The organism is Methylobacterium sp. Leaf99 (genome assembly GCF_001422375.1).
Taxonomy (GTDB): Bacteria; Pseudomonadota; Alphaproteobacteria; order Rhizobiales; family Beijerinckiaceae; genus Methylobacterium.
Window position 1 is genome coordinate 435,207 of record NZ_LMMU01000001.1, and the last position, 17,258, is coordinate 452,464.

Below are 17,258 nucleotides of genomic sequence, written 5' to 3' on the forward strand. Positions count from 1 at the left end.
CCTGGTAAGCCGCGCCCTATGAAGATCGGCATCCTCGAGACCGGCAACCCGCCCGAGCGCCTCGGCGGCCGCTATCCCACCTACGGGCGCATGGTGGTGAACCTCGTCGGCCCCGGCCACGCCTACACCACCTACGCGGTGGCGGACGGAATCCTGCCCGTCGACCCTACGGCGGAGGACGCCTACCTCGTCACCGGCTCACCCGCGGGCGTCTACGAGCCCCTGGCCTGGATCGCCGCCCTTCTGGATTTCCTCAGGGCGGTACCGCCGGAGACGCCGCTGGTCGGCCTCTGCTTCGGCCATCAGGTCATGGCCGCGGCCTTCGGCGGTCGGGTGGCGAAATCCGAAAAGGGTTGGGGCCTCGGCCTGCAGACCTACACGGTGCGGACCCGCGCGCCGTGGATGGACGACGTCACCGAGATCGCCGTGCCGGCGATCCATCAGGATCAGGTGCTCGATCCGCCGCCCGGCGCCCGGACGCTGGCCGGCAACGCCTTCACGCCGCACGGCATCCTCGGCTATTCCGACCGGCGGGCGCTGTCGTTCCAGGTCCATCCGGAATTCGAGGCGGACTACGCCACGGCCCTCATCGCCGGCCATTGCCCGGCGGTGCCGCACGAACCGGGAGCGCACGCCGCCGCCCTCGCGTCGCTCGGGCGCGCCAACGACGGGCCGCGCCTCGGCGGCTGGATCAGGCGGTTTCTGGAGAACGGCGATTGAGCGTGGTGCGGGCGGTCGGAATCGAACCGACACTCCTTGCGGAACCGGATTTTGAGTCCGGCGCGTCTACCAATTCCACCACGCCCGCAGCGCCCGCCTCATGGCACACCTTCGTGATTCGGACCAGGGGTGATTTTTCCCCGGCCACCTCCGGCCCCCGCTCGCCACACCCGCGCGGCTGTGCTCAAAGGGCACCGCTTTCCGCCCTCCGGACGCAGATGATCCCATGATCCGCCGCCTCTACGAATGGATCCTCGCGCTCGCCGGCAAGCCGTCGGCGCCCTGGGCGCTGGGGGCCGTGTCGTTCGCCGAAAGCTCGTTCTTCCCGGTGCCGCCCGACGTGATGATGGTGCCCATGGCGGTGAGCCGGCCCGACCGGGTGTGGTTCTACGCGCTCATCACCACCCTGGCCTCGGTGGCCGGCGGCCTGCTCGGCTACGCCATCGGCGCGCTGCTGTTCGACTCCGTGGGGCAATGGGTGTTCCGGGTCTACGGCCTGTCGGAAAAGGCCGCGACGTTCCAGGCGTCCTATGCCGAGTACGGCCACTGGGTGATCCTGCTGAAGGGCCTCACCCCGATCCCGTTCAAGCTCGTGACCATCACCTCGGGCTTCGCCCATTACGACCTGTTCTGGTTCGTCATCCTGTCGCTGATCACCCGGGGCGCGCGGTTCTTCCTCCTGGCGGGACTTCTCGGACGCTACGGCGTTCAGATCCGAGGCGTCCTCGACCGCCACCTCAACGTCGTCGCGGCCATCGCGGTCGCGGTCATCATCCTCGGCTTCGTCCTGTTCAAGGTGCTCCTGTAGATGGATTACGCGACCCTGCTGCGGCTGCGCCGGAGCGCCCTGTTCCTCGTCCTCGGGTCGGCGGCGACTCTCGCGGTGGCGTTCTATTTCCAGTGGGGGCTCGGCTACGTGCCGTGCAAGCTCTGCCTCACGGAACGCATCCCGTACTACGCCGCGATTCCCCTCGGGCTCCTCGCCCTGGTCCTGCCCGAGCGCCTCAGTCGCCTCGCCCTCGGACTCGCGGCCCTCGGCCTCCTGTATGGCACCGGACTGAGCGTCTATCACGCCGGCGCCGAGTGGGCGTTCTGGCCCGGCCCGTCGGATTGCGGCGGGGGAACCGGGGCCGCGCCCGCCACGGTCACGGACTTCCGCGCCACCCTCGAAACCACGCGGGTGGCCGACTGCTCCACCGCCGCATGGCGGCTCTTCGGCGTCTCCCTCGCGGGCTGGAACGCCGCCGTGGCCTTCGTTCTGGCGTCGGTTTCAGGCACGGCCGCCGCAAAACGCTGAGACCGTCAGTGGCGGTCGTCGGGAGCCGGCGGCAGGGGCGCCACCTCGATGCCCTCGTCCACGAGGGCGCGGGCCTCGGCGAGGCTGGCCTCCCCGTAGATCGGGCGTGTCGGGCTCTCGCCGTAATGCATGCGGCGCGCTTCCTCCGGAAAGGCGGTCCCGACATCGTCGGCCGTGCGCGTCACGTGTTCGCGGACCGCGCGCATGAGGGCGCGCACGCGCTGCTCGGGCTCCGAGAGCAGGGGCACCGGTGCGGGCGCCGGCGCCACGGCCTCGGGCGCGTCGGTCACGGGCAGGCGGGCCGCCCGGTCGGTGCGCGCCACCGCGGGGGACATCATGCCCTTGGCGACCCGCGCGGATCCGCATAGCGGGCAGGCGACGAGCCCGCGCGCCACCTGGTCGTCGTAGGATCCGCTCGACGGAAACCAGCTCTCGAAATCGTGGCCGCCGTCGCAGACCAGGGTGTAGCGGATCATGCGGACACTCGGGGCGTGATCAGGCCGGGCGCCCGATCCGCTCCACGGTGAACGGCCGGGTGTGCAGGAGCGCGGGAATCCGCGCGCGGGCCTCGGTGACGCGGGCGAGATCGATCTCGGCCAGGATGATTCCGGGCTGGTTCCCGCCGGCATCGGCCAGAACCTTGCCCCACGGATCGACGATCAGGGAGTGTCCGTAGGTCTCGCGCCCGTCCTCGTGCTGCCCCCCTTGCGCCGCCGAGATCATGAACGAGCCGGTCTCGATGGCGCGGGCCCGGTGCAGCACGTGCCAATGCGCCTCGCCGGTCTGCCGGGTGAAGCAGGCTGGCGCGGTGATGACCGTGGCACCGGCCTCCGCCAGGGCCCGGAACAGGGCCGGGAAGCGGATGTCGTAGCAGATGGTCACGCCGATGGGGGCCCACGGCGTGTCCGCCACCACGGCGCAGGCGCCGCCCGTATAGGTGGCGGATTCACGCCAGCGCTCGCCGTTGGGTAGGTCGACGTCGTAGAGATGGACCTTGTCGTAGGACGCCGTGATGGCGCCCGCGGCATCGATGAGGAAGGCGCGGTTGGCGATCTTGTCGCCGTTGCGCACGGCGAGCGACCCGATCTGGACGACGATACCGCGCTCGCGCGCCACCTCGCGCAGGGCCGCGAGGGTCGGGTCTTCGTCCGGTACGGTGACGTTGGCGAAGAGCCGCGCCTTCTCGCGCTCGACCAGGGAGGTCATCTCCGGGGTCTGCACGTAATCCGCACCGGCATCCGCCGCCTCGCGCACGAGGGCAACGGCGGCGTCACGGTTGGCGAGGGGATCGCGGCCCGAGCGCATCTGCACGCAGGCGGCGACGAAGCGCGGGGCCTCCGTCACGACGCGGCCACCATCGGCTCGAGCTTGCCGGCGCCGTTGAGGGCGTAGAGGTCGTCACAGCCGCCGACATGGGTTTCGCCGACGAAGATCTGCGGCACGCTGGTGCGGCCGCCGGCCCGTTGGACCATGGCGGCCCGCGAGCCGGCCGTCTTCTCGACGTCGATCTCCGTGAACGCGATGCCCTTCTCGTGCAGGAGGCTTTTCGCCGCCGAGCAGTACGGGCACCAGGCGGTTGTGTAGATCGTGACCGGCTTCATGTCGAAAAGGCCCCAAGGCAATCCACGCCGCTTATAGGCGAGCCCGGAGACTCTTCCTACTGCGGCGTTCGGCACGGGGGACGGTGCGATTTTCAGGCCGCGAGCAGCTTCTCCACCTCGTTGACGAGGTCGCGCAGGTGGAACGGCTTCGACAGGACCTTGGCGTCCTTCGGGGCCTTCGAATCCGGATTGAGGGCCACGGCGGCGAAGCCCGTGATGAACATCACCTTGATGTCGGGATCGAGTTCGGTGGCACGCCGCGCCAGTTCGATGCCGTCCATCTCGGGCATCACGATATCGGTCAGGAGGAGTTCGAACGGCTCCTCGCGCAGACGGTTGTAGGCCGAGAGACCGTTGTCGAACGAGAGCACGTCGTAGCCGGCGTTCTGCAACGCCTTGGCCAGGAACCGGCGCATGTCGTTGTCGTCTTCCGCGAGGAGGATCTTCATCGAACGTTGCCTTGTGCCCTTGAGTCGCTGTGTTCTTTCCACAAAGCACCAGCTTGGTAAACAGAACGTTGCCAACGGCGGAGGGTGGGGTCGGGCCGAGGCGGCTGTGCCGTGCGCGACGGCACCGTGACGGGTCCGTGACGGCGACCGTCATGGTAGACAGGGCCCGCGCCGGACCGCACAGTGGGCCCATGCGTTTTCCCGCCCGGACCGAGGCGCCCGCGCCGCGATGACAGAGTCGACCGCCCCTCCGGATGCGCCGGGACAGCCCTGGTTCGACCCGCCCTTCCGCGTGGACGAGCCGGACGCGCACACCCTCCCCTTTGTTTTCAATGCGCCCCATTCGGGCGCCGTCTATCCGCGCGCCTTCGTGGAGGCGTCACGCCTCGACGCCCTGGCCCTGCGCCGCTCGGAGGACGCCCATGTCGACCGGCTGTTCGCGCCGGTGGTGGATCTCGGCGCCCCCCTGATGTGCGCGCATTTCCCGCGCGCCTATCTCGACGTGAACCGGGAGCCCTACGAACTCGACCCGCGCATGTTCGACGGGCGCCTGCCGGCTTTCGCCAACACCCGCTCCATGCGGGTGGCCGGCGGCCTCGGTACCGTGCCGCGCGTGGTCGCGGACGGGCAGGAGATCTATCGCGGGCGCCTGCCCGTGGAGGAGGCGGTCACCCGCATCGAGACCCTGTACAAGCCGTATCACCGCACCCTGCGCGGCCTGATCCAGCGCACGGCCCGCGATTTCGGTCACGCCATCCTCATCGATTGCCACTCGATGCCGTCCTCCAGCCTCGGACGCGACGAGGCCGCGCGGGCCGATTTCATCCTCGGCGACCGCTTCGGCACCGCCTGCGCGCCCGAGCTCATCGCAGCGTTCGAACACCATCTGCGGGCACGCGGCTTTCGTACCCTACGCAACAAACCCTATGCGGGCGGCTTCATCACCGAGCATTACGGCGAGCCCAATCTCGGCCGCCACGCCCTTCAGGTCGAGATCAACCGCGCCCTCTACATGAACGAGTCGAGCCTCGCCCTCGGGCCCGGCTTTTCCGAGCTGGTCTGGCACCTGCGCGGCGTGGTGGCAGCGGTGGCCGCCGAGATCGACGACTGGACGCCGTGCCGGATGGCGGCGGAATGAGGCCGGCCGGTGAGGCGAGCGGCAAAATGGCCTGAGGTCGCCGTCAACTATTTTTGAGGCTGGACCGGTCGGCACGAAATTTTCGTGATGCCGGCGGGCGCCGGCGGCGGTTAGGAGTAGCCCGGCCCACGCGCTTACCTATAATGCCGGCCAACAGGCCGTCGCACGAGCACGCATCCATGCCCTCCCGCATCCCCGACTTCACCACCGTCGCCTACGCGGCCGACGCCATCACCGCCCCGGTGCCGCCGGCGGGCGAGCCCTGGATGACCCCCGAGGGCATTCCGGTGAAGGGCGTATACGGACCCGAGGACCGCGAGGGCATTGAGTTCTTGAACACCTACCCGGGCGTGGCGCCGTTCCTGCGCGGGCCGTACCCGACCATGTACGTCACCCAGCCCTGGACCATCCGCCAATATGCCGGGTTCTCCACGGCCGAGGATTCGAACGCGTTCTACCGGCGCAACCTCGCCGCCGGACAGAAGGGCCTGTCGGTGGCCTTCGACCTCGCCACCCACCGCGGCTATGATTCCGACCACCCGCGCGTGTCGGGGGATGTCGGCATGGCGGGTGTCGCCATCGATTCCATCTACGACATGCGGACCCTGTTCTCCGGCATCCCGCTCGACGAGATGACGGTGTCGATGACCATGAACGGCGCGGTGCTGCCGATCCTGGCGCTCTACATCGTGGCCGCCGAGGAGCAGGGCGTGCCGCCGGAGAAGCTGGCCGGCACGATCCAGAACGACATCCTCAAGGAGTTCATGGTCCGCAACACCTACATCTATCCCCCGGCGGGTTCGATGCGGATCATCGGCGACATCTTCGCCTACACCTCGAAGAACATGCCGAAGTTCAACTCGATCTCGATCTCCGGCTACCACATGCAGGAGGCCGGGGCGACGAACGACCTGGAACTCGCCTACACGCTCGCCGACGGCGTCGAGTACATCAAGGCGGGCCTCGCCGCCGGCCTGACCATCGACCAGTTCGCCCCGCGCCTGTCGTTCTTCTGGGCGATCTCGACGAACTTCTTCATGGAGATCGCCAAGATGCGGGCCGCGCGCCTGATCTGGGCCAAGCTCGTCAAGGAGTTCGAGCCGAAGAGCGACAAGTCCCTGCCCCTGCGCACCCACAGCCAGACCTCGGGGTGGTCGCTGACCGCCCAGGACGTGTTCAACAACGTCACCCGCACCTGCATCGAGGCGATGGCGGCGACGCAGGGCGGCACCCAGTCGCTGCACACCAATGCCCTCGACGAGGCCCTGGCGCTTCCCACCGACTTCTCGGCCCGCATCGCCCGCAACACCCAGCTCTTCCTCCAGCAGGAGAGCGGCACCACCCGCGTGGTCGATCCGTGGGGCGGCTCGTACTACGTCGAGAAGCTGACGCAGGACATCGTCGCCCGCGCTTGGGAACACCTGCGCGAAGTCGACGAGCTCGGCGGCATGGCGAAGGCCATCGAGGCCGGCATCCCGAAGCTGCGCATCGAGGAAGCGGCGGCGCGCGCCCAGGCCCGGATCGATTCCGGCCGCCAGACCATCGTCGGCGTCAACAAGTTCAAGCCGGACGACGACCGCGCCATCGAACTCATGCGCGTCGACAACGGCAACGTGCGCATGCTCCAGATCGACAAGCTCAAGCGCCTGCGGGCCGAGCGCAACCAGGCCGACGTCGATGCGGCCCTCGACGCGCTCACCAAGGCGGCGCAGGGCGAGGGCAACCTCCTGGCCCTGGGCATCGAGGCGGCGCGGGCCAAGGCCACGGTCGGCGAGATCTCCGACGCCCTGGAGAAGGCCTGGGGCCGGCATCGGGCCGAAATCCGCTCGATCTCGGGCGTCTACAAGCGGGAGGTGGGTGGCATGTCGCCGGCAGTCGAGACGGTCCGTCAGCTCGTGGAAGCCTTCGAGGAAAACGACGGGCGCCGCCCGCGCATCCTGGTCGCCAAGATGGGACAGGACGGGCACGACCGCGGGCAGAAGGTTATCGCCTCCGCCTTCGCCGACCTCGGCTTCGACGTGGATATCGGACCGCTCTTCGCCACGCCCGACGAGGCCGCCCGCCAGGCGGTGGAGAACGACGTCCACATCGTCGGCGTGTCGTCGCTGGCCGCCGGCCACCTCACCCTGGTGCCGGAGCTCAAGGCCGCCCTCACCGCGCAGGGGCGAGGGGACGTGATGATCGTCATCGGCGGCGTGATCCCGCCCGGCGACTACCCGGCCCTGTACGCGGCGGGCGCCTCGGCGATCTTCCCGCCCGGCACGGTGATCGCGGAGGCGGCGGTCAAGCTCATCGAGGAGCTGAACGACCGCCTCGGCTACGCCGCGCGCCAGGCGGCGGAGTAACCCACGCGGCCCGGTCCCTGCTGGACCACGGCCCTCCCCTCGCGTGAGTGATCGACCATGGCACAGGCCCATCCCGAACTGATCCACCCCGTGATCCTGTGCGGCGGATCGGGAACCCGCCTCTGGCCGGCCTCACGCGAGAGCATGCCGAAGCAGTTCACCCCCCTGGTGAACGCCGAATCCTCCACCTTTCAGGATACGGCGCGCCGGGTGCTCGATCCGGCGGTGTTCGGCCGCCCGACGGTCATCAGCAACAGCGAGGCCCGCTTCATCGTCGCCGAGCAGCTGCTCCAGGCCGGGGTCAGCGCCGACATCGTGCTCGAACCCGAGCGGCGGGATTCGGCCGCCGCCGTGGCGGTCGCCGCCCTGCACGCAGCCGGGCGCGATCCGCAGGCCGTGGTGCTGATCCTAGCGGCCGACCACGTCATCGGCGACACGCCGGCCTTCGTGGCCGCGGCCGCAGCCGCCGCCATCGGGGCGCGGGCGGGCCGCATCATGACCCTCGGAATCGAGCCGACGGGACCGGCCACCGCCTACGGCTACATCCGCCGCGGCGCGCGCCTCGACGGGGTGCCGGGTGCCTACGCCGTGGAGCGCTTCGTCGAGAAGCCGGACCGCGACGGGGCCGAACGCCTCATCACGGATGGCGCCCTGTGGAACTCCGGCTACTTCCTGTTCCGCGCCGACGTGATGCTGGCCGAACTCGAAGCCCGGGCCCCCGAGATCCTGCACGCCACCCGCGCCGCCCTCGATGCCGCCCAGGTCGACCTCGACTTCCTGCGCCTCGACGCCGCTTCCTTCTCGCGGGCGCCCAAGACCTCCATCGACTACGCCGTGATGGAGTGCACGGAGCGCGCCGGGGTCCTCCCGGTCTCGTTTCCCTGGTCCGACGTCGGCACCTGGGACGCCGTGTGGGAGGTCCTGCCCCGCGATGCGTCGGGCAACGCCGTGCGCGGCCGGGTCGAGACCATCGACACCCGCGGCAGCCTGATCCACAGCGAGGGTGAGCTCCTCACCACGGTGGTCGGCCTCGACGACGTGGTGGTGGTGGCAACCCCGGACGCCGTGCTGGTGACCTCGAAGGCCCGCTCGGGCCAGGTCAAAGACCTTGTCACGCAGCTTCGTGACAAGGCCTACCCGGAGGCCGACGCCCATCGCCGGATGTACCGCCCGTGGGGCTGGTACCAGCGCATCGACATCGGCGAGCGCTTTCAGGTGAAGCGCATCATGGTCACGCCGGGTGGCCGGCTCTCGCTCCAGAAGCACTACCACCGGGCGGAGCACTGGGTGGTGGTGCGCGGCACCGCCGAGGTCACCGTCGACGAACGGGTGGTGCTCGTCCACGAGAACGAGGCGGTCTACCTGCCCATCGGCTCGATGCACCGCCTCACCAACCCGGGCAAGATCGCCCTCGAACTCATCGAGGTGCAGGTCGGCTCCTACACCGGCGAGGACGACATCATCCGCGTCGAGGACATCTACGGGCGCTGAGTCAGGCCGCCACCGGCCGCTCGGCCCGTCCGCGATAGGACAGGGCCTCGGCGAGATGAACCCGCCGCACCGTCGCCTCGCCGTCGAGGTCGGCGAGGGTCCGCGCCACCCGCAGGGTGCTGTGGAAGCCCCGTGCCGAGAGGCGCATGGATTCGGCGGCACTCCGGATCAGGGCCGCGCCCTCCGCGTCGGGCGCGGCCACCGTCTCGATCACCGTCGCCGGACAGGTGGCGTTGGTGATGCCGGCGGCGAGATCGCCGGCCGTGTAGCGCGCCGTCTGCAGGGCGCGGGCGGCGGCGACCCGGGCCGCCGTCTCGGCCGAGCCCTCCGCCGGGGGCGGCAGGATGAGGTCGGCGGCGGTGACGGCCCCGACCTCGATGCGCAGGTCGATGCGGTCGAGGAGCGGGCCGGAGATGCGCGCGCCGTACTGGGCGACGCAGCGCTCGTTTGGACCCTTGCGGCAGGCATAGCCGGGCTCGAGGGCCTGGCCGCACCGGCACGGGTTCATGGCCGCTACGAGCTGGAACCGGGCCGGGTACGTCACCCGGTGATTGGCACGGGCGATCATGATCTCCCCGGTCTCCATGGGCTGGCGCAGGGAGTCGAGCACCTGCGGCGTGAATTCCGGCAGCTCGTCGAGGAACAGCACCCCCCCATGGGCGAGGGACGCCTCGCCCGGCCGGGCGTTGAGGCCGCCACCCACCAGGGCGGCCATGGAGGCGGAATGATGCGGCTGCCGGAACGGCCGGCGGTTCGACAGGGCCCCGTCCTTCAGGGCCCCGGCCACGGACTGGATCATCGAGACTTCGAGGAGTTCGCGCGGGGACAGCGGCGGCAGGATCGACGGCAGGCGCGCGGCCAGCATCGACTTGCCCGCCCCGGGCGGGCCGTTGAAGATCAGATTGTGTCCCCCGCTGGCGGCGATCTCCAGGGCGCGCTTGGCGCCTTCCTGGCCCTTGATGTCGCGCAGGTCCGGCAGGGGGCCGCCGGGGACCGCGATGGCGGGTTCGGGCCGGGCCATGACCTGGGTGCCCTTGAAGTGATTGGCGAGCTGGATCAGCGAGCGCGGCGCCAGCACGTCCATGTCGCCCGCCGCCCACGCCGCTTCGGGGCCAGTGGCGGCCGGGCAGATCAGGCCGAGGCCGCGCGCATTGGCCGCCATGGCGGCGGGCAGCACGCCGGACACCGCCGTGATGGTGCCGTCGAGGGCGAGTTCCCCCAGTACGCAGTAGCCGGCCAGGGCATCGGCCGGCAGGGCGCCGATGGCCGCCATGACGGCGAGGGCGATGGGCAGGTCGTAATGCGAGCCTTCCTTGGGCAGGTCGGCCGGGGCGAGGTTCACGGTGATGCGCTTGGCCGGCAGGGCCAGCCCCGAGGCGATGAGGGCCGAGCGCACCCGTTCGCGCGATTCCCCCACGGCCTTGTCGGCGAGACCCACCACCGTGAAGGCCACGAGGCCGGGCGCGATCTGCACCTGCACATCGACGGCCCGTGCCTCGATTCCCTCGAAGGCGACGGTGGCGACGCGGGTGACCATGATTCTTCGCCCTCGGGATGTCTTGCCGCGTGCAAGCCTAGGCGGCAGCCGGATGGGAGACAACCTCGGCGGGTGAAGGACGCCCGATGAATTGGGAACAGAATCGTACGGTGCGTCGTTCGCACCGCACCCCAACGATTTCGAAGGAGTTCCCCATGTCGTTCAGGACCACCGGCCTCGCCGCCCTCGCCCTCGGCCTTGCCTTCACCGGCTCCGCCTTCGCCGACCGCGAGCCCACTGCCGCGGAGCTGACGCGGATCGACGCCGTGCTGAAGGAAGCCGGCTTCACCAAGTGGAAGAAGGTCGAGGTCGAGGACGACGAGATCGAGGTGGACGACGCCATCGACGCCAACGGCAAGCAGTTCGACCTGAAGCTCGATCCCAAGACCTTCGCCATCGTCAAGCGCAAGGCCGAGTAGGACGATCGGCAGCGGTTTTCCGCATCGGGATCACCGCTGCCGCTGGAACGCGACCGCCGATGTGCCCGCGCCGACGCCCTCCGGGGTCAGCGCCTGCCACCGGGTCACGAGGGCGCCGCTCCGCTCCAGGCTGAAGAGCGGCGCCCCGATCTCATACAGCTTCGTTCCGTAGGCGTTGACGATCCGCCCGTCGCCGTAGGTGTGAAAATCCACCGAGACCGACCGCGCGTCACCCCGAAGCTTGCACACGATGGTTTCATTCGTTTGGAACCCCTCGATCCGCAGCAGGCAGTCGCGGTTTCCCCGACCCGGCACGATATCGAGGCGGTAGACGACGACGATGGCCGAGCCTCCCGTGGTCCGGCCCGCGTCGTGCGCGAAGGTGTAGGTGCCGGCCCAGGACGGCGCCGATGCCGGGGTGGCGAAGGCCGCCGACATCGCGAAAAGGCAGGCCGGGACGGCCATGGCCGCGCGAACCCGGCCCGCACGAGCCCATCGTGTGTGGGACGAAACCATCCTTCGCTCTCCCTCGCGGTTGCTTCGATCCGGCCGCTTGCATCCGCCGCCGGCCCCGGCCATATAGCGCACGGGAGGTTGGCGAGGGACGTTTCACTCGCCAACCGGGTCAGGTCCGGAAGGAAGCAGCCCTAACGAGACCGAGCGGGTCTTCGTCCAGCCTCCCACCTTCGATCTGTAGCCCGCGTGGCGGCATCCCTCCGACCAGGGCGGTGCCAACCCACGCAAGGCGGCATGGACGCGACCTCCGGCACTCCGAGCGACGCCCCCGGCCTCCCGGGTTCTCCCGAGCCGCAGGCGGCCGCGACGCCCTACCGGGTGCTCGCCCGCAAGTACCGCCCCCAGAATTTTGACGACCTCATCGGCCAGGGCGCCATGGTGCGCACCCTGGCCAACGCCTTCGCGGCCAACCGCATCCCGCAGGCCTGGATGCTGACGGGCGTGCGCGGCGTCGGCAAGACCACCACGGCCCGCATCCTGGCGCGCGGCCTCAACTACGTCCGCGACGGGCACCCCGATACCGGTCCCACCATCGCCATGCCGGAGCTCGGGCGCCACTGCCAGGCGATCATGGAATCCCGGCACATGGACGTTCTGGAGATGGATGCCGCCTCGCATACGGGCATCGACGACGTGCGCGGGATCATCGACGGCATCCGCTATTCGCCGGTCTCGGCGCGCTACAAGGTCTACATCGTCGACGAGGTCCACATGCTCTCCGAGAAGGCGTTCAACGCCTTCCTGAAGACCCTCGAAGAGCCTCCGCCCCACGCCAAGTTCGTGTTCGCGACGACGGAAATCCGAAAAGTCCCGGTGACGATCCTGTCGCGCTGCCAGCGCTTCGACCTGCGCCGCGTCGAGGCCGACACCCTGGTCTCGCACCTCGCCAGGATCTGTGCGGCCGAATCCGTCGAGGCCGATTCCGAGGCGCTCTCCGCCATCACGCGGGCGGCGGAAGGGTCCGTGCGCGACGCCCTCTCCCTGCTCGATCAGGCCATCGCGCACGGGGCCGGCCACGTGAGCGCCCAGGGCGTGCGCGACATGCTCGGCCTCGCCGACCGGGGCCGGATCGTCGACCTGTTCGAGGCGGTGATGCGCGGCGACGTCCCGGCGAGCTTTGCCGAGGTGCGCGGCCAGTACGAAGCCGGCGCCGACCCGGCCGTGATCCTGTCCGATCTCGCGAGTTTCACCCACCTCGTCACCCGCCTGAAGCTGGTGCCGGAGGAGGCCGCCGCCGACCCGACCCTGAGCGAAGCCGAGCGGCAACGCGGGGGCGATTTCTCGCGAAAACTTTCCGTGCGGGTGCTGTCGCGGGCGTGGCAGATCCTGCTGAAGGCCATTCCCGAGGTCCAGACGGCAACGCGGCCCCTGGCCGCCGCCGAGATGGCCCTGGTCCGCCTCGCCTATGCGGCGGACCTGCCGACCCCCGACGAGGCCCTGCGCCAGATGCGCGGCGAAGCCCTGGCGGCGCCCGCCCGCGCCCCGACGGACGTGCCACCCGGTGCCGCACCGGTGACGGCGCAGGGGCGCCCGCCCCTGCCGCCGATCCCGACCTTCTCGTCCGAGGCGCCACCGCGCCCGGTCGTCGCCCTGGCCGCGGGCGGCGGCGGCACCCGCCCCGCCCTGACCATGGTCGCGCCGTCCCCGGCACCGTCCATCGCCCCGCCGGTGGCGCCCGAGCCCGAGGGTCCGCGCCTGACGCGCTTCTCCGATGTCGTCGCCCTCGCCGACACCAAACGCGACATCGGCCTGAAGATGGCCCTGGAGCGCGAGGTCCATCTCGTGCGCTTCGAGGAGGGCCGCATCGAGTTCCGCCTGGCCGAGGGAGGCCGCCAGACCATCGCCAACGATCTGGCCCGGGCCCTCGATGCCTGGACGGGCCGGCGCTGGATCGTCGCCCTCTCGAAGGAGGCCGGCGAACCGACCCTCGACGCCACGGCGCGCGCCGCCACGGAGTCCCGCCACCAGAACGCCGCCGCCCACCCTCTCGTGCGCGCGGTGATGGCCGGCTTCCCCGGCGCCCAGATCGTCGATGTACGCGACCGTGCGCCCGAGGTCACGGCGGACGCGCCGCCCACGGGCGAGGCCGAGACCGACGAGACCGACGGCGAGGCATAGCGCCTGCACCGACCCGTCCCCAGATCAGGCCGAGACAGCCCTCCAGCCAAGGAATCCCAACGATGCGCGACCTCATGGGCATGATGAAGCAGGCCCAGGCCATGCAGGAGAAGATGGCCGCCCTGCAGGGCGAACTCGACACCGTCGAGGTCTCGGGCGCCTCCGGCGGCGGGGCCGTGCGGGTGACGATGACGGCCAAGGGGCAGGTGAAGGGCGTGCAGCTCGATCCCGCCATGATGAACCCGGACGAGCGCGAGATTCTGGAAGACCTCATCGTCGCCGCCATGAACGATGCCCGCGGCAAGGCCGAGCAGGTCGCCGCCGAGCGGATGGGCGAACTGACCAAGGGCCTGCCCCTGCCGCCCGGCCTGAAGCTTTTTTAGGATTCGCGTGTAAGAGGCGGCCAGGAGGCCGCCTCCCCTGACAAAAGATCAGGCCGCGATGGCCTGCGCGGACGGCTCGGCCGCACGCACGTCGGCGTCGACGTGCGCGGCGAAGCGCTTGAAGTTCTCCTGGAACATGGCGACGAGGCGCGTCGCCGTCTCGGCGAAGGCCGCCTTGTTGGCCCAGGTCTGAACCGGCGAGAGGACGTGCGGCTCCACGCCCGGTACCGAGACCGGCACCTGGAAGCCGAAATACGGATCGCGCCGGAACTCGACCTGGGACAAGGAGCCGTCCAAAGCCGCCGTGAGCAGGCGGCGGGTGACGCGGATCGGCATGCGCCGTCCGGTGCCGACGCCGCCCCCGGTCCAGCCGGTGTTGACAAGCCAGCAATCGACCTCGTGCTTCGCGATGAGGTCGCGCAGGAGGTTGCCGTAGACGCTCGGGTGCCGGGGCATGAACGGTGCCCCGAAACAGGTGGAGAACGTCGCCTCGGGCGCCGTCAGGCCGCGCTCCGTGCCGGCCACCTTGGCGGTGTAGCCCGACAGGAAATGGTACATCGCTTCCGCCCCCGTGAGCCGGGCGATGGGCGGCATCACCCCGAAGGCGTCGCAGGTGAGCATGACGATGGTCTTCGGGTGCGCCGCCCGCCCTGTGCTGCTCGCGTTGGCGATAAAGTCGAGGGGATAGGCGCAGCGGGTGTTCTCCGTGCGCGAGGCGTCGTCGAAATCCGGCACCCGGGTCTCGGGGTCGATGACCACGTTCTCCATCACTGTGCCGAAGCGCTCGGTGGTGGCGTAGATCTCCGGTTCGGCGTTGCGCGAGAGGCGGATGGTCTTGGCGTAGCAGCCACCCTCGAAGTTGAAGATCCCGTCCGGGCTCCAGCCGTGCTCGTCGTCACCGAGCAGCATGCGCGAGGAATCGTTTGAGAGGGTGGTCTTGCCCGTGCCCGAAAGGCCGAAGAACAGGGCCGACTGGCCGGCCTCGTCGAGGGCGGCGTTGGCCGAGCAGTGCATCGGCATCACACCGACCTTGGGCAGGCGGTAGTTGAGGTAGGTGAAGACCGACTTCTTCATCTCACCGGCATAGGCCGACCCGCCGATGAGGACGATGCGGCGGGAAAAATCGATGGCGATGACCGTCTTCGAGCGGCAGCCGTGGCGGTGCGGCTCGGCCTCGAAGCTCGGCAGGTCGATGATCGTCAGCTCCGGCACGAAATCGGACAGGGTCTCGCGCTCGGGCCGGATCAGCAGGTTGCGGATGAACAGCGAATGCCAGGCGAGCTCCGTGAACACCCGGGCCTTCACCCGGTGGCACGGATCGGCGCCGCCGTGGAGGTCCTGGGCGAACAGCTCGCGGCCCTCGGCATGGCCGAGAAAATCCTGGAACAGGGTCTCGAACTGCTCGGCCGTGATCGCCCCGTTGTTCTCCCACCAGACTTGGTCTTCGGTGTCGGCGTCCCGCACTACGAACTTGTCCTTGGGCGAACGCCCGGTATGGCTGCCGGTGGTCGCCACCAGGGCGCCGCCCCGCGCGAGTTCGGCCTCACTCCGGCGCAGGGCTTCCTCGTAGAGCCGCGGGGCCTCGAGATTCCAGTGCACCGCCTTCAACTGGCGAAAGCCGATGGCTTCGGCGCCGTGGCCCGAGTTGAAAAGTCCGATATTGGTCATGCGCGTTCCTCCTCGGGCACCTGATCGCTCCTCCGGGCCGAACTCGTTGTCTGGGACGTCCGCGCGGTCGTTCAGGTCCGCCGCGCGCAGGTTCGCCGTCCCATGAGGCACCGCCCACGAGCACCGTTTGTGCTCGATTGCTCAAATCTTGCCGACAAATCACGTTTGCGACAATGGCAAAAGAAATTTGACGCCCCGGTCTCCCGCTCCGGCGCGCGGGCGGGGGCGAAACCGGAGGTCGGCGACCCTATGTAACGGTGATCCCCGCTTTCGCCGGGGACGCTTCACCCGCTATCCGGCACGAACCCCGCGGCGGCCTCGAGCCGGCCGCACGAGCCCAGACGGACCGTCCATGCCCCAAGCCGTCGCCGGTCCTGAGATCGAGCGCCTGATCCAGCTCCTCGCCCGCATGCCGGGCCTCGGCCCCCGTTCGGCCCGCCGGGCGGCGCTGCAGCTGATCAAGAAGCGCGAGACCCTGCTCGCCCCCCTGGCCGACGCCATGCGGGTGGCCTCCGAGCGCATCGTCGTTTGCAGCGCCTGCGGCAACGTCGATACCGCCGAGCCCTGCACCATCTGCCGCGACGAGGGCCGCGATCCGTCGACCCTCGTGGTCGTGGAGGACGTGTCCGACCTCTGGGCCCTGGAGCGCTCGGGCGCGGTGAGCGCCCGCTACCACGTGCTGGGCGGCGTGCTCTCGGCGCTCGATGGCGTGCGCCCCGAGCACCTCAACCTCGACAGCCTCGTGGCCCGGGCCGCCGACCCGGCCATGCGCGAGATCATCCTGGCGCTCAACGCCACCGTCGATGGCCAGACCACGGCGCATTACGTCACCGAATCGCTGAAAAGCCTCGGGTTGAAGATCACCCGCCTCGCCCATGGCGTGCCGGTGGGCGGCGAACTCGACTATCTCGACGAAGGCACGCTCACGGCCGCCATCCGCAGCCGCACGCCGTTCTGATACCGGTCGGCCGCACCGGTCATTTGACCGCTCATCGGCGCAACCTTATCTGCGATGGATCGGGGCGCCGCCGCGCCCGACAGCCCAAGTCCGTATCCCATGACCATTCGTCCCCTCGTCATCCTGCCCGACCCGATCCTGCGCAAGGTCTCCGAGCCCGTCGGCCCCGTGACGGACGCGGTCCGCAGCCTCGTGGCCGACATGCTGGAGACCATGTACGACGCCCCCGGCGTCGGCCTCGCGGCGATCCAGATCGGGGTGGCGAAGCGCGTCGTCACCATCGACACCTCGAAGGACGAGGACGACCGCCGGCCGCAGATCTTCCTCGACCCCGAGATCGTCTGGGGCTCGGACGAAAAGCGCGTCTACGACGAGGGCTGCCTGTCGATCCCGGAATATTACGGCGAGGTCGAGCGGCCCGACCGGGTTCGCGTGCGGTTTCGCGATCTCGAGGGTAAGACCCAGGAGATCGAGGCCGACGGGCTGCTCGCCACCTGCATCCAGCACGAGATCGATCATCTCGACGGCGTGCTGTTCATCGACCACCTGTCGAAGCTGAAGCGCGACAGGGTGGTGAAGAAGTTCGCCAAGGCGGCCAAGCGCGACGCCGCGTAGTCT

At 69.8% G+C, this 17,258-nt stretch carries 18 protein-coding genes, 1 tRNA gene and 1 other RNA gene; 12 read left to right on the forward strand and 8 right to left on the reverse strand.

Annotated elements, in window-relative coordinates; all coding sequences use genetic code 11:
• Positions 1–18: 18 nt before the first annotated feature.
• Positions 19–720 carry a glutamine amidotransferase-related protein gene (locus ASF28_RS01995; RefSeq protein ID WP_056086969.1) on the forward strand — a complete coding sequence of 234 codons (702 nt, stop codon included), beginning with the start codon at positions 19–21 and terminating at the stop codon, positions 718–720.
• 3 nt (positions 721–723) lie between these two features.
• Here ASF28_RS01995 and ASF28_RS02000 read toward each other — a convergent pair.
• Positions 724–808: transfer RNA gene (locus ASF28_RS02000), tRNA-Leu, on the reverse strand.
• A 138-nt stretch (positions 809–946) separates the two neighbouring features.
• Between ASF28_RS02000 and ASF28_RS02005 the strand changes: the two genes are divergently transcribed.
• Both ASF28_RS02005 and ASF28_RS02010 read left to right on the forward strand, forming a co-directional pair.
• On the forward strand, positions 947–1,528 hold the full coding sequence (locus ASF28_RS02005; RefSeq protein ID WP_056086973.1) for a YqaA family protein: 582 nt from the start codon (positions 947–949) through the stop codon (positions 1,526–1,528).
• Positions 1,529–2,017 (forward strand): disulfide bond formation protein B, encoded by a 489-nt coding sequence (locus ASF28_RS02010; protein WP_056086975.1) that lies wholly within the window; start codon positions 1,529–1,531, stop codon positions 2,015–2,017.
• 5 nt (positions 2,018–2,022) lie between these two features.
• On the opposite strand, the gene ASF28_RS02015 is transcribed toward ASF28_RS02010, so the two are convergent.
• The 4 genes from ASF28_RS02015 to cpdR all read right to left on the reverse strand — a co-directional run bounded on the left by ASF28_RS02015 (position 2,023) and on the right by cpdR (position 4,067).
• Positions 2,023–2,493, reverse strand: coding sequence for a DUF1178 family protein (locus tag ASF28_RS02015; RefSeq protein ID WP_056086978.1), 471 nt, complete (start codon positions 2,491–2,493; stop codon positions 2,023–2,025).
• Between the two features lie 19 nt (positions 2,494–2,512).
• Positions 2,513–3,361: a carbon-nitrogen hydrolase family protein gene (locus tag ASF28_RS02020; RefSeq protein ID WP_274533104.1), complete on the reverse strand. Its 849-nt coding sequence runs from the start codon at positions 3,359–3,361 to the stop codon at positions 2,513–2,515.
• Positions 3,358–3,618 carry a glutaredoxin 3 gene (gene grxC / locus ASF28_RS02025; RefSeq protein ID WP_056086981.1) on the reverse strand — a complete coding sequence of 87 codons (261 nt, stop codon included), beginning with the start codon at positions 3,616–3,618 and terminating at the stop codon, positions 3,358–3,360. Before grxC ends, ASF28_RS02020 begins: the two co-directional genes overlap by 4 nt.
• Before the next feature lie 92 nt (positions 3,619–3,710).
• Complete coding sequence (gene cpdR / locus ASF28_RS02030) at positions 3,711–4,067, reverse strand: cell cycle two-component system response regulator CpdR (protein WP_003603128.1); 357 nt, start codon at positions 4,065–4,067, stop codon at positions 3,711–3,713.
• Between the two features lie 229 nt (positions 4,068–4,296).
• Between cpdR and ASF28_RS02035 the strand changes: the two genes are divergently transcribed.
• The 3 genes from ASF28_RS02035 to ASF28_RS02045 all read left to right on the forward strand — a co-directional run bounded on the left by ASF28_RS02035 (position 4,297) and on the right by ASF28_RS02045 (position 9,041).
• Positions 4,297–5,205: an N-formylglutamate amidohydrolase gene (locus ASF28_RS02035; protein WP_056086983.1), complete on the forward strand. Its 909-nt coding sequence runs from the start codon at positions 4,297–4,299 to the stop codon at positions 5,203–5,205.
• A gap of 179 nt (positions 5,206–5,384) precedes the next feature.
• Positions 5,385–7,550, forward strand: coding sequence for a methylmalonyl-CoA mutase (gene scpA / locus ASF28_RS02040; RefSeq protein WP_056086986.1), 2,166 nt, complete (start codon positions 5,385–5,387; stop codon positions 7,548–7,550).
• Between the two features lie 57 nt (positions 7,551–7,607).
• Positions 7,608–9,041 (forward strand): mannose-1-phosphate guanylyltransferase/mannose-6-phosphate isomerase, encoded by a 1,434-nt coding sequence (locus ASF28_RS02045; protein WP_056086989.1) that lies wholly within the window; start codon positions 7,608–7,610, stop codon positions 9,039–9,041.
• 1 nt (position 9,042) lies between these two features.
• Here the strand turns inward: ASF28_RS02045 and ASF28_RS02050 are convergent, their stop codons facing one another.
• Positions 9,043–10,578, reverse strand: coding sequence for a YifB family Mg chelatase-like AAA ATPase (locus ASF28_RS02050; RefSeq protein WP_056086991.1), 1,536 nt, complete (start codon positions 10,576–10,578; stop codon positions 9,043–9,045).
• Positions 10,579–10,733: 155 nt separating this feature from the next.
• Between ASF28_RS02050 and ASF28_RS02055 the strand changes: the two genes are divergently transcribed.
• Positions 10,734–10,997: a PepSY domain-containing protein gene (locus ASF28_RS02055; RefSeq protein WP_056086994.1), complete on the forward strand. Its 264-nt coding sequence runs from the start codon at positions 10,734–10,736 to the stop codon at positions 10,995–10,997.
• 30 nt (positions 10,998–11,027) lie between these two features.
• Here ASF28_RS02055 and ASF28_RS02060 read toward each other — a convergent pair whose 3' ends face one another.
• Positions 11,028–11,462, reverse strand: coding sequence for a DUF5991 domain-containing protein (locus tag ASF28_RS02060; RefSeq protein ID WP_056086996.1), 435 nt, complete (start codon positions 11,460–11,462; stop codon positions 11,028–11,030).
• Between the two features lie 123 nt (positions 11,463–11,585).
• On the opposite strand from ASF28_RS02060, the gene ffs reads away from it, so the two are divergent.
• The 3 genes from ffs (at position 11,586) to ASF28_RS02070 (ending at position 14,014) form a co-directional block, all read left to right on the forward strand.
• Positions 11,586–11,682, forward strand: an RNA gene (gene ffs / locus ASF28_RS21325) — signal recognition particle sRNA small type.
• A gap of 65 nt (positions 11,683–11,747) precedes the next feature.
• Positions 11,748–13,631 (forward strand): DNA polymerase III subunit gamma/tau, encoded by a 1,884-nt coding sequence (locus ASF28_RS02065; RefSeq protein WP_056087000.1) that lies wholly within the window; start codon positions 11,748–11,750, stop codon positions 13,629–13,631.
• 62 nt (positions 13,632–13,693) lie between these two features.
• Entirely contained in the window at positions 13,694–14,014 is a 321-nt protein-coding gene (locus tag ASF28_RS02070; protein WP_056087003.1) for a YbaB/EbfC family nucleoid-associated protein, read from the forward strand.
• Positions 14,015–14,062: 48 nt separating this feature from the next.
• Here ASF28_RS02070 and ASF28_RS02075 read toward each other — a convergent pair whose 3' ends face one another.
• Entirely contained in the window at positions 14,063–15,682 is a 1,620-nt protein-coding gene (locus ASF28_RS02075; protein ID WP_056087006.1) for a phosphoenolpyruvate carboxykinase, read from the reverse strand.
• Positions 15,683–16,034: 352 nt separating this feature from the next.
• On the opposite strand from ASF28_RS02075, the gene recR reads away from it, so the two are divergent.
• Positions 16,035–16,640 (forward strand): recombination mediator RecR, encoded by a 606-nt coding sequence (gene recR, locus ASF28_RS02080; protein ID WP_056087008.1) that lies wholly within the window; start codon positions 16,035–16,037, stop codon positions 16,638–16,640.
• 99 nt (positions 16,641–16,739) lie between these two features.
• Complete coding sequence (locus tag ASF28_RS02085) at positions 16,740–17,255, forward strand: peptide deformylase (RefSeq protein WP_056087010.1); 516 nt, start codon at positions 16,740–16,742, stop codon at positions 17,253–17,255.
• The last annotated feature ends 3 nt before the right edge of the window (positions 17,256–17,258 follow it).

Coding starts and splice junctions, on each gene's coding strand:
- ASF28_RS01995 (WP_056086969.1), top strand. CDS start 19: ATGAAGATCGGCATCCTCGAGACCGGCAACCCGCCCGAGCGCCTCGGC.
- ASF28_RS02005 (WP_056086973.1), top strand. CDS start 947: ATGATCCGCCGCCTCTACGAATGGATCCTCGCGCTCGCCGGCAAGCCG.
- ASF28_RS02010 (WP_056086975.1), top strand. CDS start 1,529: ATGGATTACGCGACCCTGCTGCGGCTGCGCCGGAGCGCCCTGTTCCTC.
- ASF28_RS02015 (WP_056086978.1), bottom strand. CDS start 2,493: ATGATCCGCTACACCCTGGTCTGCGACGGCGGCCACGATTTCGAGAGC.
- grxC (WP_056086981.1), bottom strand. CDS start 3,618: ATGAAGCCGGTCACGATCTACACAACCGCCTGGTGCCCGTACTGCTCG.
- cpdR (WP_003603128.1), bottom strand. CDS start 4,067: ATGAAGATCCTCCTCGCGGAAGACGACAACGACATGCGCCGGTTCCTG.
- ASF28_RS02035 (WP_056086983.1), top strand. CDS start 4,297: ATGACAGAGTCGACCGCCCCTCCGGATGCGCCGGGACAGCCCTGGTTC.
- scpA (WP_056086986.1), top strand. CDS start 5,385: ATGCCCTCCCGCATCCCCGACTTCACCACCGTCGCCTACGCGGCCGAC.
- ASF28_RS02045 (WP_056086989.1), top strand. CDS start 7,608: ATGGCACAGGCCCATCCCGAACTGATCCACCCCGTGATCCTGTGCGGC.
- ASF28_RS02050 (WP_056086991.1), bottom strand. CDS start 10,578: ATGGTCACCCGCGTCGCCACCGTCGCCTTCGAGGGAATCGAGGCACGG.
- ASF28_RS02055 (WP_056086994.1), top strand. CDS start 10,734: ATGTCGTTCAGGACCACCGGCCTCGCCGCCCTCGCCCTCGGCCTTGCC.
- ASF28_RS02060 (WP_056086996.1), bottom strand. CDS start 11,462: ATGGCCGTCCCGGCCTGCCTTTTCGCGATGTCGGCGGCCTTCGCCACC.
- ASF28_RS02065 (WP_056087000.1), top strand. CDS start 11,748: ATGGACGCGACCTCCGGCACTCCGAGCGACGCCCCCGGCCTCCCGGGT.
- ASF28_RS02070 (WP_056087003.1), top strand. CDS start 13,694: ATGCGCGACCTCATGGGCATGATGAAGCAGGCCCAGGCCATGCAGGAG.
- ASF28_RS02075 (WP_056087006.1), bottom strand. CDS start 15,682: ATGACCAATATCGGACTTTTCAACTCGGGCCACGGCGCCGAAGCCATC.
- recR (WP_056087008.1), top strand. CDS start 16,035: ATGCCCCAAGCCGTCGCCGGTCCTGAGATCGAGCGCCTGATCCAGCTC.
- ASF28_RS02085 (WP_056087010.1), top strand. CDS start 16,740: ATGACCATTCGTCCCCTCGTCATCCTGCCCGACCCGATCCTGCGCAAG.